This is a genomic window from Streptomyces sp. NBC_00669, from assembly GCF_036226785.1.
Classification (GTDB): Bacteria; Actinomycetota; Actinomycetes; order Streptomycetales; family Streptomycetaceae; genus Actinacidiphila.
In genome coordinates this window covers 7,334,742-7,351,363 of sequence record NZ_CP109018.1, presented here as the reverse complement: position 1 = coordinate 7,351,363, position 16,622 = coordinate 7,334,742, and the positions used below count along the sequence as shown (strand labels likewise).

Annotated in this window: 14 protein-coding genes; 2 read left to right on the top strand and 12 right to left on the bottom strand. The window is 72.4% G+C overall.

What is annotated here, in order from left to right:
* The first annotated feature begins 28 nt into the window (after nucleotides 1–28).
* Nucleotides 29–2,251, top strand: coding sequence for an alpha-L-rhamnosidase-related protein (locus OG896_RS31000; protein ID WP_329370627.1), 2,223 nt, complete (start codon nucleotides 29–31; stop codon nucleotides 2,249–2,251).
* 179 nt (nucleotides 2,252–2,430) lie between these two features.
* Here OG896_RS31000 and OG896_RS30995 read toward each other — a convergent pair whose 3' ends face one another.
* Nucleotides 2,431–4,260 carry a DUF2264 domain-containing protein gene (locus OG896_RS30995; RefSeq protein ID WP_329370625.1) on the bottom strand — a complete coding sequence of 610 codons (1,830 nt, stop codon included), beginning with the start codon at nucleotides 4,258–4,260 and terminating at the stop codon, nucleotides 2,431–2,433.
* Between the two features lie 95 nt (nucleotides 4,261–4,355).
* On the opposite strand from OG896_RS30995, the gene OG896_RS30990 reads away from it, so the two are divergent.
* Nucleotides 4,356–5,324 carry a glycosyltransferase gene (locus OG896_RS30990; protein WP_329370624.1) on the top strand — a complete coding sequence of 323 codons (969 nt, stop codon included), beginning with the start codon at nucleotides 4,356–4,358 and terminating at the stop codon, nucleotides 5,322–5,324.
* Nucleotides 5,325–5,411: 87 nt separating this feature from the next.
* Here the strand turns inward: OG896_RS30990 and OG896_RS30985 are convergent, their stop codons facing one another.
* The 11 genes from OG896_RS30985 to OG896_RS30935 form a co-directional block, all read right to left on the bottom strand.
* Complete coding sequence (locus OG896_RS30985) at nucleotides 5,412–6,815, bottom strand: ricin-type beta-trefoil lectin domain protein (RefSeq protein ID WP_329370622.1); 1,404 nt, start codon at nucleotides 6,813–6,815, stop codon at nucleotides 5,412–5,414.
* Between the two features lie 132 nt (nucleotides 6,816–6,947).
* Nucleotides 6,948–8,633, bottom strand: a complete 1,686-nt coding sequence (locus tag OG896_RS30980; protein WP_329370620.1) for an MGH1-like glycoside hydrolase domain-containing protein — start codon at nucleotides 8,631–8,633, stop codon at nucleotides 6,948–6,950.
* A gap of 231 nt (nucleotides 8,634–8,864) precedes the next feature.
* Entirely contained in the window at nucleotides 8,865–9,575 is a 711-nt protein-coding gene (locus OG896_RS30975) for a DUF4232 domain-containing protein (protein WP_329370619.1), read from the bottom strand.
* 285 nt (nucleotides 9,576–9,860) lie between these two features.
* Nucleotides 9,861–10,208, bottom strand: a complete 348-nt coding sequence (locus OG896_RS30970) for a metal-sulfur cluster assembly factor (protein ID WP_328462730.1) — start codon at nucleotides 10,206–10,208, stop codon at nucleotides 9,861–9,863.
* Entirely contained in the window at nucleotides 10,205–10,660 is a 456-nt protein-coding gene (gene sufU / locus OG896_RS30965) for a Fe-S cluster assembly sulfur transfer protein SufU (RefSeq protein ID WP_328462732.1), read from the bottom strand. The genes OG896_RS30970 and sufU overlap by 4 nt, the downstream gene beginning before the upstream one ends.
* A gap of 13 nt (nucleotides 10,661–10,673) precedes the next feature.
* The gene (locus OG896_RS30960) at nucleotides 10,674–11,924 is read right to left on the bottom strand and encodes a cysteine desulfurase (protein ID WP_402449972.1); all 1,251 of its coding nucleotides are present in this window, start codon (nucleotides 11,922–11,924) and stop codon (nucleotides 10,674–10,676) included.
* Between the two features lie 23 nt (nucleotides 11,925–11,947).
* Complete coding sequence (sufC, locus tag OG896_RS30955) at nucleotides 11,948–12,712, bottom strand: Fe-S cluster assembly ATPase SufC (protein ID WP_329370616.1); 765 nt, start codon at nucleotides 12,710–12,712, stop codon at nucleotides 11,948–11,950.
* Nucleotides 12,713–12,719: 7 nt separating this feature from the next.
* Nucleotides 12,720–13,037 (bottom strand): bifunctional 3-phenylpropionate/cinnamic acid dioxygenase ferredoxin subunit, encoded by a 318-nt coding sequence (locus OG896_RS30950; RefSeq protein ID WP_328473958.1) that lies wholly within the window; start codon nucleotides 13,035–13,037, stop codon nucleotides 12,720–12,722.
* A gap of 8 nt (nucleotides 13,038–13,045) precedes the next feature.
* Nucleotides 13,046–14,227, bottom strand: a complete 1,182-nt coding sequence (sufD, locus tag OG896_RS30945; RefSeq protein ID WP_329370614.1) for a Fe-S cluster assembly protein SufD — start codon at nucleotides 14,225–14,227, stop codon at nucleotides 13,046–13,048.
* A 69-nt stretch (nucleotides 14,228–14,296) separates the two neighbouring features.
* On the bottom strand, nucleotides 14,297–15,718 hold the full coding sequence (gene sufB / locus OG896_RS30940) for a Fe-S cluster assembly protein SufB (protein ID WP_328462738.1): 1,422 nt from the start codon (nucleotides 15,716–15,718) through the stop codon (nucleotides 14,297–14,299).
* A complete protein-coding gene (locus OG896_RS30935; RefSeq protein WP_329370612.1) occupies nucleotides 15,715–16,620 on the bottom strand; it encodes a helix-turn-helix transcriptional regulator in 906 nt (301 codons plus the stop codon). Before OG896_RS30935 ends, sufB begins: the two co-directional genes overlap by 4 nt.
* Between the last annotated feature and the right edge of the window lie 2 nt (nucleotides 16,621–16,622).

Here is a 16,622-nt window from a genome sequence, read left to right as displayed (position 1 = left end):
CACCTCAGCGCCCCGACAGGAGCGAACCATGTCGAACAGCACGGAACCGGGCGCCGGGCCGAAGCGGAGGATGCTCCTCCGCGCGGGCGCCGCCTCGGTGGTCGCCGCCGCGGCGATGCGCGGCGTGCCGGCCGAGGCGGCGGCGCCCGAAGCCGCGGCCGGCACAACCCCCGCGGGCGCCAACGGCGTTGTGCCGGCCAGCGCGTCGTCGGCCACCGCGTCCGCGGCCGGCGGCAAGGCGTCCGGCGTGCACGCCGCTCCGAGCGGCCGGTGGGACGCCTTCAAGCTCTCCCCCGCGACCCGCACCGTCTCCCCGGTCGCGGTGCACGCCACCACCGGAACTGTCGGCAACGCCAAGGACCTGGTGCGCAAGGCCGGTTCGGCCGCCACGAGGCTCAGCGGCGCGGGCTCCTCGGTCACCCTCGACTTCGGCAAGGAGGTCGGCGGCTACGTCACGCTCACCCTCGGCGCCGTCTCCGACGCCGACCAGAAGGTGGGCCTGACCTACAGCGAGTTGTCCACCTACGTCAGCACCACGTCGAGCGACGGCTCCAACGGCGGCTCCAACAACGAGCCCCCGGTGTGCTACACCGCGCAGCCCGCCGGCCGGATCAGCACCCAGACCTCCGTGCCCGTCTCCGGCACCGACGCCGCCGACAACCCGGCCGGCCAGCTGCGCGGCGGCTTCCGCTACCTGACGATCGTCAACCAGACCGCCGGCGCCGTGGAGCTGACCGGGGTCAGCGTGGAGATCGCCTTCGCCCCCAACGCGGCCGACCTGCGCGCCTACCCCAACTACTTCTCCTGCGACGACGACCTGCTCACCCGCATCTGGTACGCGGGCGCCTACACCGTGCAGACCAACATCGTGGCGAACAACCAGGGCCGGGTGTGGGGCCCGCCCGCGGTCGGCTGGAACAACGGCGCCCGGATCGGGGAGTCCGGCGACACCGTGCTCGTCGACGGCGCCAAGCGCGACCGCACCGTGTGGCCCGGCGACCTCGGCATCTCCGTGCTGACCGACTACGTCTCGCTCGGCGACATGCGGACCGTGCGCGACTCCCTCCAGACGCTCTACAACCACCAGGCCGCGAACGGCGCCCTCCCCTACGCGGGCCCGGCCGTCGACTTCATCGGCAACTCCGACGCGTACCACCTGTGGACGCTCATCGGCACCGCCTCCTACCTGCAGTTCACCGGTGACACCGGTTGGGCGACCGGGATCTACCCCAAGTACAAGGCCGCGCTGGACTACATCACCGCCAAGATCGACAGCGACGGGCTGCTCGACGTCACGGCGAGCGCCGACTGGGCGCGGACCGACTCCGACGGCAAGAACATCGAGGCCAACGCCATCATGTACCGCGCGCTGGTCACCGCGGGACCGTTCGCCCGGGCGGCCGGCGACACCGCGACCGCGGCCGGCAGCGCCGCGACCGCCGCGAAACTCAAGTCCGCGGTGGAGGCGGCCGGTTACTGGGACGGTGGCGCGGGTCTCTACCGCGACAAGCCCGGCTCCACGCTCTACCCGCAGGACGGCAACGCGCTGGCCGTGTGGTTCGAGCTGGTGCCGGACGCGGACCGGGCGAGCGCGGTCAGCAAGGCGCTCGGCGCGCGCTGGACGCCGGTCGGCGCGCTCACCCCGGAGAAGAGCGCCGAGGCGGTGCACCCCTTCCCCGGCGGCATGGAAGTGCACGCGCACTTCGCGGCCGGCCGCGACAGCACCGCGCTCGACCTGATCCGCCGCGAGTGGGGCTACATGCTCAACGCGCCCCAGGGCACGGCCAGTACGTTCTGGGAGGGCTACCGCACCGACGGCAGCTCGGACTACTCCGGCTCCTACATGAGCGCCGCCCACGGCTGGTCCACCGGGCCGACCTCGGCGCTGACCTTCCGGCTGCTGGGCATCGCACCCGCCGACGACGGCGCCGCCGCCGGCTACCGCGTCGCCCCGCACCCGGGCGGAGTCGGCCGCGCGGAGGGGCAGTTGACCACTCCGGCCGGCGTGATCGGGGTGTCCTGGCGGGACCGCGGCCGCGGCGAGTTCGACCTGACCGTCACCGCCGCGAGCGGCGCCGTCGGCGAGATCGCGGTGCCGGTGCCGGCCGACGGGTCCTACGTCGTGAAGGTGGACGGCAAGACCGCGTGGGACCGCGCACCGCGCCTCTACTCCGCCCGCAGGGAGGGGAGTTACGTCCTGCTGACCGGCGTGCCGGCGGGCAGCAGGACGGTCACGGTCCGGCGCGGCTGAGCGGGGCCGAACCGCCGAACGCCAAACCGCCCAACCATCCGAACGCCAAACCGCCCGAACGCGAACCGCCGACCGGCCGAACCGCCGACCGGACAGCGCGGGGCCCGTCGAGCCGGAATGCTCGACGGGCCCCGACACACGCCGCGGGCAAGGGGGTTCGTACGCCTCGCCGCTCGGCGTCAGACGACGGCCGGCGGCACCGGCCCCTCCCATGCCGCCGCGCCCTGGGCCCCGGCGCCCAGCACCGCGCAGCGCAACCAGTGCTCGCCCGGCTCCAACCGGCCGGTGAGCGTGGGCAACGCGGTGCGGCGGGCCAGCAGGTTGGTGCCGGGCAGCGTGTGGATGACCTGCCCGGTGCGGGCCTCCCCGTCGCCGAGGTCGCGCAGCCCGCTGAGGTCGCCCGCGGTGGACACCGCCACCGCGCTGCCCGCCGCGCCCTCGGACCGCACCAGCCCGGCGTCGCGGTCGACGGCGAACCCGCCTTCCGCGGTGTGCAGCGGCCGGGCGGTGCGGATGCGGTGAGTGCGCAGATGCCAGGGCGCGGCGGCGCTCAGCCAGGTGGTGATCTCGACGTCGGGCCAGGGGTTCCAGGTGCTGGACACGGTGCCGTCGGCCGCGGTCCGCGGCTCCGCGTTCCCCTCGCGGACCCGGAAGTGCGTCGGCTCGGCGTCCGGGTCGTCGTCGCTGACCGCGAGCACCGAGTCGTACGCCCCGTGGATCAGGCCGAGTTCGCCGGACGGGACGCTGAAGCCGAAGCGGGTGGAGTAGGCGAACTTGGCGTACTTCGCCGAGCCGGCGCGCGCCCAGGTGCCCTGCTGGAGCCCGCTGAGCAGGGTCACGTCGCCGCCCGAGCGCAGCAGGACCGCGCCGGCGTGCGGCTGCGTGGACGCCTCCGGCGCGGCGGCCTGCCCGCTCGGCTCGGCCGGCCCGGTGGACACCGCGGCCGCGTGCGGCTCCTCCCCCGCCGTCCAGAAGTCGTGCTCGGCCGGCAGCGCGAGCGGCAGGAACGCCTTCATCGCCCAGTACGGCGACCCGGGCGCGTTGTACTGCTCGGCCATCAGCGGCTGCGGGTAGGCGTAGCCGACCGAGAGCACCCCGCCGGGCGCGATGTCCGCCTGCCGGGCCCGCCACCAGCGCAGGTGCCGCAGCAGCAGGCCCTTCACCTCGCCGTACGGCAGCGCGTCCACCCCCGCGTACGGCATCGCGCCCCAGAAGGAGCCCTGCGCGAAGCGGTAGGTGAGGCTGCGGCCGAAGGGCACCGCGGCGCCGTCGTCGGCGAACCAGTGCCGGAAGTCCGCGGCGAAGGAGGCCGCGCGCTGCCGGAAGCGCTCCGCCCTGGCCGGGTCCTGCTGACCGCCGAGCGCCGCGTAGATCAGGCCGTAGAAGTGCATCGCCCACGGGATGTAGTAGTCGCGCTGCGGGGTGGGGCCGTCGCTGTACCAGCCCTCGCCGAGGGCGTACGTCTCCAGGGCGTCCAGGCGGGCGTGCCGGGCGTCGCGGTCGTGGGCGTAACCGACCCGGTCCAGGCCGAGGCTCACCATGACCGGGAAGAAGTTCCAGTTGTTCGGCGGGGTGGCGCGGTCCAGCGACCCGGCCAGCCAGCGGCCGACCCGGTCGCGCGCCTTGCCGTCGAGCGGGTCCCACAGGCGCTCGGGGGCCAGCGCGAGCGCGAAGCCGAGCGCGGCGGTCTCCACCTGGCGCTGGTCGAAGCCGCCGATGTCGCCCCAGTACTCGGGGTGTTCGGGGTCGGTGCCGGCGGCCAGCCCGCGGGCCCACAGCTCCCAGTGCGCGAAGTCGCCGCCGCCCGCGGCCAGCGGCGCCAGCCCCCACAGCGGCCGGGCGAACCCCTCCAGGCCGGCGGCCTCGTCGCCGTAGGCCGCGACGTTCACCCCGGGCACGATCCGCGCGCCTCCCGGGCTCGCGTGCGGCACCAGCGCCGCGGCCAGTTCCCCGACGTACGCCTGAAGGTCCGCGCGTGCCTGCGCGCCGTGGCCGATCCCGCTGGTCATGGATACCGCCTCCACAGTGAAGTTGCGATAATTTTCGCAACTCTTTCGAGGGCCGTCAACGGCATTCGTCCCGCGGGGCGACTCGTCCCCGGCGGGTGACCACGGGCGACGTGGTGGTCCTGCACGACCCGCAGACGCTCGGGCTGGCCCCGGCGGTCAAAGCCGCGGGCGCGCGGGTGGTCTGGCACTGCCACATCGGGGCCGAGGTCGCGCCCGAGCGCGGCCCCGGCGCGGTGTGGCGGGCGTTCGCGGCCGAACTCGCCGCGGTGGACGCCGTCGTGACCACGATGCCCGGGTTCGCCCCGCCGCGCACGCGCGCGCTGTTCGTGGTCCCGCCCGCGGTCGACCCGGCGGCGACGAAGAACCGCGAACTCACCGGGGACGAGGTCGCCGCGGTGCTCGCCGGGATCGGCCTCACCACCGGCCGGGCCGGGGCCGGCGTGACGGTCCGGCAGGACCGGCCGCTGCCGGCCGGCGCGCGGGTCGTGCTGCAGGTGTCGCGCTGGGACCCGCTCAAGGACATGCCCGGGGTGGTGCGCTGCGTCGTGGGCCTCCCGAAGGACGTGCACGTCGTGCTCGCGGGCACCGAGCCGGCGGAGATCCCCGACGACCCCGAGGGCCTCGCCGTCCTCGCCGAGGTGACCTCCGTGCTGAACGGGCTGCCGGACGAGGACCGCGCACGGGTGCACCTGGTGAACATCTCGCTCAGGGACCCGGAGCGCAACGCGCTCGTGGTGAACGCCTTGCAGCGCAGGGCCGACGTGGTCCTGCAGAAGAGCCTGGAGGAGGGCTTCGGGCTCACCGTGACCGAGGCGATGGTCAAGGGCCGCCCGGTGGTCGCGTCCGACGTGGGCGGGCTGCGGTTGCAGGTCACGCACGGGCACAACGGCCTGCTCGTCGATCCGGCCGACCTCGCGGGCGTGCGTACCGCGCTCATCCGGCTGCTCGACGACCCGGCGCTGTGCCGGGAGCTCGGCAGGCGCGCCAGGACCGGCGCGCTGGAGCGCTACACGATGCGACGGTTCGCCGCGGACTACCTGAAGGTGCTCCACCGGGCGCCGTGACGGGCCGGCCCGCCGGACCGCGCCGGGCGCACGTCGTACGTCGTACGGACGGGCGGCGGGCAGCGGCGGCGGGCCGGGCCGGGGCCGTCAGCTCGGCAGGGTCCAGCTCTGCGCGGCGGTTCCGTTGCAGTCCCAGATCCGCAACTGCGTCCCGTCGGCCGTCGAACTGTTCGGGTCGTCCAGGCAGCGCCCGGACTCCGGGTTGACCAGCGAGCCGTTCGCCCCGGCCAGCCAGCGCTGCGCACCGCTGCCGTTGCACTGCCACCACTGCACCAGCGTGCCGTCGGCGGTACCGCTCCCGCTCACGTCCAGGCAGCCGCCCAGCGCGCGCAACGTGCCGCCCTCGCCCGGCACGACCGTCCAGTTCTGCGCGCCGGTGCCGTTGCAGCCCCACAGCTGCACGTGCGTGCCGTCGGTGGTCCCGGAGTTGGCGACGTCCACGCACTTGCCCGGGATGCCGGAGGTGACGGGGCCGGTACGGGTCTGCCCGCCGGACGCCAGCGCGGACTCCACCAGCGCGGCCGCGCCGCTCATCCCGGCCTCGTTCGGGTGGTACTGCGAGCGGCCCGCCGCGGGCGTGTACGTCTCCACCCACGGGACGGCCGCACACGCGTCGTGGCCGTGACTCGCGGCGGCCAGGTCCACCAGCGTCGCGCCCGTCGCGGTCGCCGCGGTGCTCGTCGCGTCGACCAGCCGGGAGGCGATGCTGCGCTCGTACGCGGCCTGGTCGGCGGTGAGCGGCACCCCGGTGCAGACACCGGAGTCCGGCAGGATGGTGAAGTAGTCGACCAGCAGCACCTTCGCCTGGGGGGCGGTGGCGTGCACCGCGTCGACCACGTTCTCGATCCGCCCGGCCAGCACCCCGAAGGTCTGGTCGATCGAACCCTGGTCCACGCTCCCGCAGTTCGACCCGCCGCTGGTCTGGCAGGAGTACGCGTCGATGCTGCCCAGGTAGTCCACGTCATTGCCGCCGATGGTGACGGTGACGAGCTGGGTGGCGCTGGTGACCGCGTCGATCTGCGGCGGCTGGCCGGCCTGGCCGGTGGTCAGCACGTTCGCGGTCGTCGCGCCGCTGCACGAGGCGTCGGTGAGGTTCGCGCCGATGTCCCGGGCCAGCACGCTCGCGTAGTTGTTCTGCGACCGGGCGCAGGCGGCCGCTCCCGTGCCGGTCTGGGCCGGCGGGATGCCCGGCCCGGCGGCGAAGGAGCTGCCCATGGCCACGTAGTTCAGCCCGGCGTCGTCCGCCGCGGCGGCGGCCGTCGTGCCCGCCGCCGTTGTGGCTGCCGCCGTTGTGCCCGCCGCCGTTGTGCCCGAGGGCGTCGCCGGCGCTGCGGCGACCGCCGCGGGGGCCAGGAACACCGCCACCGCCGCGACCGCCGCCGCGATCCCGACGGGCAGCAGCGCCCGCCGCCGCCCGACCGCCGGCCTCCCGCTCCCGCTCCCGCTCCCGCTTTCGCTTTCGCTTTCGCTTTCGCTGATCCTGCGCGACATTCCCACGCCACCTCCCACCGTAGGGAGCCGCACCGCGGCTCCAAGGACCCTGCGCGCTGTGCTCTGTTGGGCTGACTCGCCGCGCACCGGGGCCTGACGCACCCGGTGCGCGGGAGAACGGGTGGGCGGCCGTCAACCGCCGAGGGTGATCTCCACCGTGTGGTGGCCGGTGGCGCCGGCCGGCACGAGCGGCGCCGCGCGGCGGCCGTCCATGGTGCACGCGCGCACGCGGGTACCGGCCCCCTTGAGCGTGATGTCGACGGTCGCGCCGCGGTACGGCAGCCCGCCGAGCGTCACCGGCCCCCAGCCGTCCGGCAGGGTCGGGGACAGCCGCAGGCCCTGCTCGGTGCACTCCACCCCGAACAGCCCGGCGAGGATCATCCGCAGGTATCCCGTCGCCGACCACGCCTGGTCGGGTTGCGAGGTGAAGTGGGAGGCGGTGCCGTCGCCACCGGTCTGCCAGCCGCCGTCCACCGCGCCCGACAGCGAGTCGTACAGCTCGTAGAAGCTGTTGTCGCTGCCCCGCACCAGCGCGGCCAGCTCCCCCACCGCCCGGGCGAACAGGTCCGCCCGCCCCACGGCGGCCGCGGCGTGGCCGAACATCGAGTGGACCATGGGCCACACGAGGACGTTGTGCCGTCCGGGCTTGTCGTCGCTGAACCGCTCGAAGTGCGGCCACACGTTCACGATGCCGTGCGGCTGCCAGTGCGCGGCCCCCACCACCCGGCGCGCGCGGTCGGCGTCGGCCACCCCGAGCAGCACCGCGAACGCCAGGCCCGCGCCCTCCTGGGAGGTGTCCAGCCGGCCCGCCGACGCGTCCTGGCCGTGCACGAAGTAGCCGTACGTCCCGGCGTCCTCGCGCCACAGGTGCGTGTCGATCGCGTCCCGCACGGCCCGGGCGGCGGCGCGGTGGGCGGCGGCGTCCGCCGGGTGCCCCAGCGTCTGCGCCATCTCCCCGGCCGCCCGATAGGCCCCGTAGTAGAGGCAGTTGGTGGACAGGCACATCAACTCGTCGGTGTGCGGATAGTCCAGCACGAACGACGAGTCGACCCCGGTGGTCCACGGCGGCGCCGGATAGCCGGCGATGCCGTCGTTCATGAACGACGGGCCCTGGTAGAGGCCGAAGTCGGCGTTGAGGTTCTTCGCCTTGCGGGCGGCCAGGGTGTGCGCGGCCGTGGCGTACGCGTCGGCCAGGAACTCCCGGTCGCCGGTGACCAGGTAGTGGTTCCAGGCGCCGAGCACCCAGACCACCTGGTCCCACCACTGGTTGTCCTGCTGCACGATGAGGCCGGCGTCCGCCCGCTCCACCACGGACCACAGGGTGTTGCGGCCGATCACCGGACCGAGCAGGCTCGCCGCGTTCCACGCGTTGACCGCCGCGTCGCGCGTCCACCGCTGCGGCAGCGGATACCCGCCGCCGGCCCGGATGAACGAACCGCTGGGATACGTCACCAGCCCGGCCGCGTCATACGTCCCGGGGTCCGCGTAGGCGGTGTTGATGCCGAACAGGTCGGTCAGCGCCGACTCGTAGGCGGTGCCGACCAGTTGCTGGGTCGAGGAGTCGCCGAAGGTCAGGGTCGGCAGGGTGTAGCCGATCCGCGCGCCGCCCGTCCCCGAAGCCGGAGACCCCCAACCGCCGCCCTGCGCAGGGGAGTCGGCGTGTGCCTCGACCGTCCCCAGACCGCCCAGGCCGGCAGCGGCGAGCGTGCCCGCCACGATGCCGGTGCCGGCGGTCCCCAGGACGCCGCGTCTGGTGAGGCGCCGCGCCTGCCGCCCCGCTTCCTGTCCCGGCTCTTCCGCGGCCGCACCCGAGTCCATGGCGTCCACTCCCTTCACGCCCGCGCGCCACCACCGCGCGGCACGCTGCACGGAACGCTGCCGCCCACCGCCGTCCGGCATCCCGGGCACGCCGGATCGACGCACCGACGGTGCCGTGACGCATGATGGCAACGTTGTCAAAGTGTCAACGTGGAAGCTAGCAGCCCGCGTTGACACCGCCAAGGGGTCCGACCACACCTCCTCGCCCGGCGGATGGAGCCGCCACGGCGGCTACTTGTTGCCGTGCACCGCGCCGACCCGCAGGTTCTGGATCGAGGAGCCGACGCACTCCTGCCGGTTCCAGGGGATGTTGAGGGACTCCTTCTGGTTCGGCGGGTAGACCCGCAGGGTCGGCACCGTGGTCAGGTCGCACTGCGCGGCGGAGTAGCCGCTCTGGCCGTTGACACTCAGCGCGTCGGCGTACGCGTGGGCGCCGGGGATCAGCGTGACCCTGGTGGCGGGGGTGTCGCTCGTGCGCGCGGCCGCCTTGCCGAGCTGGATGTTGTGGATCTTCACGAAGGAGACACCGGGGTAGCCGGAGAGGGTGCACGGCGAGGAGCCGGTGTTCTGGAAGACGATCTGGAAGCCGGCGGTCCCGGCGCCGGCCGAGAAGTCGCCGGCGGTGGCCGACAGCTGGTTGGTGGTGCAGTCGGGCACGGAGGTGCCGGCCGACGCGGTGCTGCCGGACCCGCCCGACCCGCCGGACCCCGATGACGTGCCGCCGACGGTGGCCGGGTTCGCCGTCTCGCCGCCCGCCGAGTCGTCGCCGGGCGCGGACGACGTACCGGACGACGTCCCGGACGGCGCCGAGGTGGCGGAGGACGACGAGGCCGAGGAGGAGTCGGACGCGTTGCTGTCGTCCGGTCCGCACGCCGCGAGCGCGAGGCCGGCGGTGGCGAGCATGACGACGAGTGTTCCGGTCCGGACGGTCCTGGTACGCATAGTCCTTGCCTTTCCTGTGCGATCACTGAGGCGGGTGATGCGCCTTCGATGATCGTGTACCCACAGAACCGGCGATGTCAGCGGTCGTCGGCGAGCCGTTACTCCCCGGGGACACAACGGGTCATCCGCCGCGACATTCACCCGACAATCATCACGGAAGTGGCTGGTCCGGCGTCCGCTCCATGGCTGCTCCGGTGCCCCGCCGCAACGCCGACGGGCGGCCACCGCGTGCTCACGCGGTGGCCGCCCGTCGGCGGCGGAGATCCGGAACGGCGGTCCCTCGGCTCAGACGTTGAAGCCCAGGGCGCGCAACTGCTCGCGGCCGTCGTCGGTGATCTTGTCCGGGCCCCACGGCGGCATCCAGACCCAGTTGATCTTCAGCTCGCGCACGATGCCCTCGGTGGCGGTCTGCGCCTGCTCCTCGATGACGTCGGTCAGCGGACAGGCCGCCGAGGTGAGGGTCATGTCGAGGGTGGCGGTGTTGGTGTCGTCGATGTGGATGCCGTAGATCAGGCCGAGGTTGACCACGTCGATGCCCAGTTCGGGGTCGACGACGTCGTAGAGCGCCTCGCGCACCTCCTCCTCGGAGGCCGGGGTGGTGCTCAGGCCGTTGGGCACGGTGTTGTTCGTCATACGGGCTTCCCTTCGGCCAGCGCCTGGGCGGTGGCGTCCTTCCAGGCCATCCAGCTCAGCAGGGCGCACTTCACGCGCGCCGGGTACTTGGAGACGCCGGCGAACGCGACCGCGTCCTCCAGCACCTCCTCCATCGCGTCGTCGGGCTCGATCCGGCCGCGGGACTGCATCAGCTCCAGGAAGGTCTCCTGGATCTTCTGCGCCTCGGCCAGCTCCTTGCCGACCAGCAGCTCGTTGAGCACCGAGGCGCTGGCCTGGCTGATCGAGCAGCCCTGGCCCTCGTAGGAGACATCGCCGATGACACTGCCGTCCAGCCGCACCCGCAGCGTGATCTCGTCGCCGCAGGTGGGGTTGACGTGGTGCACCTCGGCCTGGCCGTCGCGCAGACCGCGGCCGTGCGGGTGCTTGTAGTGGTCCAGGATCACGTCCTGGTACATCGAGTCGAGTTTCACAGCAGCACCACCATCAGCCGAAGAAGTTCCGGACCTGCTCCAACCCCTCGACCAGGGCGTCGACCTCGGCCGGAGTGGAGTACAGATAGAACGACGCTCGGGTGGTCGCGGGAATTCCGTACCGCAGGCACACCGGGCGGGCGCAGTGGTGGCCGACCCGGACCGCGATGCCCTGTTCGTCCAGCACCTGACCGACGTCGTGCGGGTGGATGTCGCCGAGCGTGAAGGAGATCGCCGCGCCGCGGTCCTCGCCGGTGGTCGGGCCGATGATCCGCAGATCGGGCACGTCCAGCAGCCGGGTCAGGGCGTACTCGGTGATCGCGTGCTCGTGCGCGGCGACGTTCTCCATGCCGAGCGCGCTGAGGTAGTCCACGGCCGCGCCGAGGCCGACCGCCTGGGCGATCGGCGGGGTGCCGGCCTCGAACTTGTGCGGCGCGGGCGCGTAGGTGGAGGAGTGCATCGAGACGGTCTCGATCATCTCGCCGCCGCCGAGGAAGGGCGGCAGGTCCTCCAGCAGCTCCTGGCGGCCCCACAGCACGCCGATGCCGGTCGGGCCGAGCATCTTGTGGCCGGTGAAGGCGACGAAGTCCGCGCCGAGCGCCTGGACGTCCAGCGGCATGTGCGGGGCGGCCTGGGAGGCGTCGATCAGGACGAGCGCGCCGACCTGCTGGGCGCGGCGCACGATCGCCTCGACCGGGTTGACGGTGCCGAGGATGTTGGAGACCAGCACGAAGGAAACGATCTTCGTCTTCTCGGTGATCACCTGCTCGATGTCGGACAGGTCGAGCCGGCCGTCGTCGGTGAGGCCGAACCACTTCAGCTTGGCGCCGGTGCGCTGCGAGAGCAGCTGCCACGGCACGATGTTGGAGTGGTGCTCCATCTCCGTGATGACGATCTCGGTGTCGCCGTCCACCCGGTAGGGCTCGTCGGCCCATCCCAGCATGTTCGCCACCAGGTTCAGTGACTCCGACGCGTTCTTGGTGAAGATCACCTCGTCGCGGCTGGGCGCGTTGATGAAGGCGGCGACCTTGTCGCGGGCGCCTTCGTACAGCGCGGTGGCCTCCTCGGCGAGCACGTGGACGCCGCGGTGCACGTTGGCGTTGGACTGCTCGTAGTAGGCGCTGAGGGTGTCCAGCACCTGGCGCGGCTTCTGCGAGGTGGCCGCGTTGTCGAGGTAGACCAGGCGGCGGTCGTCGTGGACCAGGCGGTCCAGGATCGGGAAGTCCTTGCGGATCGCCTCGGTGTCGAGGAGGCCGGCCGGCACCCTGCCGATCGGCGAGGTCGATGTCACGCGGCAGCGCCACCCTTCACGTAGGACTCGTAGCCCTCTTCCTCCAGCTTGTCGGCGAGCTCGGCGCCGCCGGACTCGACGATCCGGCCGGCCGAGAAGACATGCACGAAGTCGGGCTTGATGTAGCGCAGGATGCGCGTGTAGTGCGTGATCAGCAGGGTGCCGACCTCGCCCCGCTCGCGGACCCGGTTGACGCCTTCGGAGACGATCCGCAGGGCGTCGACGTCGAGGCCGGAGTCGGTCTCGTCGAGGATCGCGATCTTCGGCTTGAGCAGTTCGAGCTGGAGGATCTCGTGGCGCTTCTTCTCGCCGCCGGAGAAGCCCTCGTTGACGTTGCGCTCGGCGAAGGCGGGGTCCATGTGCAGGTGCTCCATGGTCTCCCGGACCTCCTTCACCCAGGTCCGCAGCTTGGGGGCCTCGCCGCGGATGGCGGTGGCGGAGGTGCGCAGGAAGTTGGAGACCGACACCCCGGGGATCTCGACCGGGTACTGCATGGCGAGGAAGACGCCGGCCCGGGCCCGCTCGTCGACGGTCATCGCCAGCACGTCCTCGCCGTCGAGGGTGACGGTGCCGCCGGTGACGGTGTACTTGGGGTGCCCGGCCAGGGAGTAGGCCAGGGTGGACTTGCCGGAGCCGTTGGGGCCCATGATGGCGTGGGTCTCGCCCTGTTTCACGGTGAGGTCGACGCCCTTGAGGATTTCCTTGGTGGCGTTGTCGGCTTCGACGGTGACGTGCAGGTCGTGGATTTCAAGCGTGGCCATGGGTGACTCAGGACTCCTGGGTGACGGAGACGAGCACGTCGTCCCCAACGATCTTGACGGGGTATACGGGGACGGGCCGCGTGGCGGGCAGTCCGGAGGGCTTGCCGGTGCGCAGGTCGAAGCTGGAGCCGTGCAGCCAGCACTCGATCTGGCAGTCCTCCACCTCGCCCTCGGAGAGCGAGACGTTGGCGTGCGAGCAGATGTCGTTGATCGCGAACACCTCGCCCTCGGTGCGGACCACCGAGATCGGCACGCCGTCGATCTCGACCCGGCGCGGGGTGTCGTCCTCCAACTCGCTGAGCGCGCAGGCGCGGACGAAGGGCACGGTGCTGGTCATCCGACCGCCGCCTCCAGTTCCGCGTCGATCTTCGCCATCAGCCGCTCCTCCAGGTCGGGCAGTCCGATCTGCTGGACGAGCTCGCCGAAGAAGCCGCGTACCACCAGGCGGCGGGCGTCCTCGGTGCGGATACCGCGGCTCATCAGGTAGAAGAGCTGCTCGTCGTCGAACCGGCCGGTCGCGGAGGCGTGTCCGGCGCCGACGATCTCGCCGGTCTCGATCTCCAGGTTCGGCACCGAGTCGACCCGGGCGCCGTCGGTGAGGACGAGGTTCCGGTTCAGCTCGTAGGTGTCGGTGCCCTCGGCCGCGGCCCGGATCAGCACGTCGCCGATCCACACCGCGTGCGCGTCCTGGCCCTGGAGCGCGCCCTTGTACGCCACGTTGGACCGGCAGTGCGGCGTGTCGTGGTCGATGAACAGGCGGTGCTCCTGGTGCTGGCCGCGGTCGGTGAAGTACAGCCCGAACAGGTCGGCCTCGCCGCCGGGGGCGCCGTAGACGACCCGGGGGTGCAGCCGGACCAGGTCGCCGCCGAAGGTGACGACGACGGACTTGAAGCTCGCGTCACGGCCGACCAGCGCGGTGTGCTGGGCGGCGTGCACGGCGGTGTCGGCCCAGTCCTGGACGGACACCACGGTGAGCTTGGCGCCGTCGCCGATCAGGAACTCGACGTTGGCGCCGAGGGTGGTGTCACCGGTGTGGTCCAGCACCACCACGGCCTCGGCGAACGCGCCGACCTCCACGACCTGGTGGCCGTAGGCGACGCCGCCCTCGCCGTGCACGGAGATCCGGATCGGCTCGGTGAGCACGGTGTCCTTGGGGACACTGACCACCGACGCCTTCTCGAAGGCGCTGAACGCCTGGGCGGCGACCCGGTCCACCGGCTTGCCGGCCTTGCCGACCCGCGGGTCGGTGCGGTCCACGGTCTGCACGACGACGCCGTCGGGCGCGGTCACCTCGACCCGCAGCGAGCCGGTCGCCTCCGCGGTGCCGTCATGCAGCCCGCGCAGCCGCGCCAGCGGCGTGAAGCGCCATTCCTCCTCGCGCCCGTTCGGCACGGGGAAGTCGGCCACGTCGTAGGACGGGGCGGCGCTGACCCGGGCGTCGGCGGGCTGCTCGGTCGGCTGCCCCACCGTGATGGCACCGTCCGTGGTGCTGCCCGCAGGGGTGTTCTCGGCCATGGGTGTACTGCTGCTCCTCTTGGATTGCTTCGATCGGTGCGGGAAGGCGGGGCGCCGGAGTGAACCGGGTCAGCCGACCGCGCCTTCCATCTGCAGCTCGATCAGCCGGTTCAGTTCGAGGGCGTACTCCATCGGCAGCTCCTTGGCGATCGGCTCGACGAAGCCGCGCACGATCATCGCCATGGCCTCGAACTCGGTCATCCCGCGGCTCATCAGGTAGAAGAGCTGGTCGTCGGAGACCTTGGAGACGGTCGCCTCGTGGCCCATCGACACGTCGTCCTCGCGCACGTCCACGTACGGGTACGTGTCGGAGCGGGAGATCGTGTCGACCAGCAGGGCGTCGCACAGCACGTTGGACTTCGCGCCGGAGGAGCCCTCGCCGATCTCGATCAGGCCGCGGTAGGAGGTCCGGCCGCCGCCGCGCGCCACCGACTTGGAGACGATGTTGGACGAGGTGTTCGGCGCCATGTGCACCATCTTGGCGCCCGCGTCCTGGTGCTGGCCCTCGCCGGCGAAGGCGATGGAGAGCGTCTCGCCCTTGGCGTGCTCGCCCATCAGGTAGACCGCCGGGTACTTCATGGTCACCTTGGAGCCGATGTTGCCGTCGACCCACTCCATGGTCGCGCCCTCGTAGGCGACGGCGCGCTTGGTGACCAGGTTGTAGACGTTGTTCGACCAGTTCTGGATGGTCGTGTAGCGGCAGCGGCCGCCCTTCTTCACGATGATCTCGACCACCGCGGAGTGCAGCGAGTCCGACTTGTAGATCGGCGCGGTGCAGCCCTCGACGTAGTGGACGTACGCGTCCTCGTCGACGATGATCAGGGTCCGCTCGAACTGGCCCATGTTCTCGGTGTTGATCCGGAAGTACGCCTGCAGCGGGATCTCCACGTGCACGCCCTTCGGCACGTAGATGAACGAGCCGCCGGACCACACCGCGGTGTTCAGCGAGGCGAACTTGTTGTCGCCGGCCGGGATGACGGTGCCGAAGTACTCCTGGAACAGCTCCGGGTGCTCGCGCAGCGCGGTGTCGGTGTCCTGGAAGATGACGCCCTGCTCCTCCAGGTCCTCGCGGATCTGGTGGTAGACGACCTCGGACTCGTACTGGGCGGCGACGCCGGCGACCAGGCGCTGCTTCTCCGCCTCCGGGATGCCGAGCTTGTCGTAGGTGTTCTTGATGTCCTCGGGCAGGTCCTCCCAGGACTCCGCCTGCTTCTCCGTGGACCGCACGAAGTACTTGATGTTGTCGAAGTCGATGCCGGTGAGGTCGGAGCCCCAGGTCGGCATCGGCTTCTTGCCGAACAGCCGCAGCCCCTTCAGCCGCATCTTCAGCATCCACTCCGGCTCGGACTTCTTGCCGGAGATGTCGCGGACGACCTCCTCCGACAGACCGCGCTTGGCGGCGGCGCCGGCGGTGTCGGAGTCGGCCCAGCCGTACTCGTAGGTGCCGATGCCTTCGAGCTCCGGGTGAGTGGTCTCCGTGGGAGCAGTCATGCGGGGTTCCTCCCGGACGTGCTGACTGGTGCGTGGTCTGTGCGTGTGGGTACTACGGGTTCTGCGGGTTCTGCTGCCGATACCGGGGCCGCGGGTCCTGCGGGGGACGCGGACTTCGCGGCCGGATCGGGTGGTGCTGCGGGTGGTCGTACGGGTGGTGCGGGTGCTGCCGGTTCCTCGGGTGCCGCGGCGGGCCGGCCCTGGTGGGCCTGCGGGATGAACGTGGTGCACACCCCGTCGCCGTGCGCGATGGTGGCAAGCCGCTGGACGTGGGTCCCGAGCAGGCGGGAGAAGACCTCGGCCTCCGCCTCGCAGAGCTGCGGGTACTGCTCGGCGGCGTGAGCCACCGGGCAGTGGTGTTGGCACAGCTGCTCCCCGGCCGGGCCGGGGGCGCTCCGCGCTGTTGCAGCGTACCCGTCCGCGGTCAGGGCGCGGGCCAGCGCCTGGGCCCGCTCGTCGGGCGCGGCGGCGTCGATCAGCTCGCGGTACCGCTCGGCCTGGGCGGCGACCCGGGCGCGCGCGAACGCGGTGACCGCGGCCTCGCCCTGCTCTCCGCCGCCGGCGGACTGGGCGATCCAGCCCAGCGCGTCCGCAGCGAGCTGGTCGTATGCCTGGTCGAAGGCGTCCCGGCCGCAGTCGGTGAGCGCGAAGACCTTCGCGGGGCGGCCGCGGCCGCGGCTGCCGTAGACCCGCTGATCGCGGGCTTCCACGATGTTCTCCGCGACGAGCGCGTCCAGGTGACGGCGCACCGCCGCCTGGGTGAGGCCCAGCCGCTCGGCGAGGTCCGCGGCGGTGGAGGGCCCGTGGCCCAGGATGGAGCTGGCGACGCGGTTGCGGGTACGCCGCTCACCGGTCGTCTGCTCCTCCGCCGCCGCGCGGGCAGCACCGCCTACGTATTTCACAA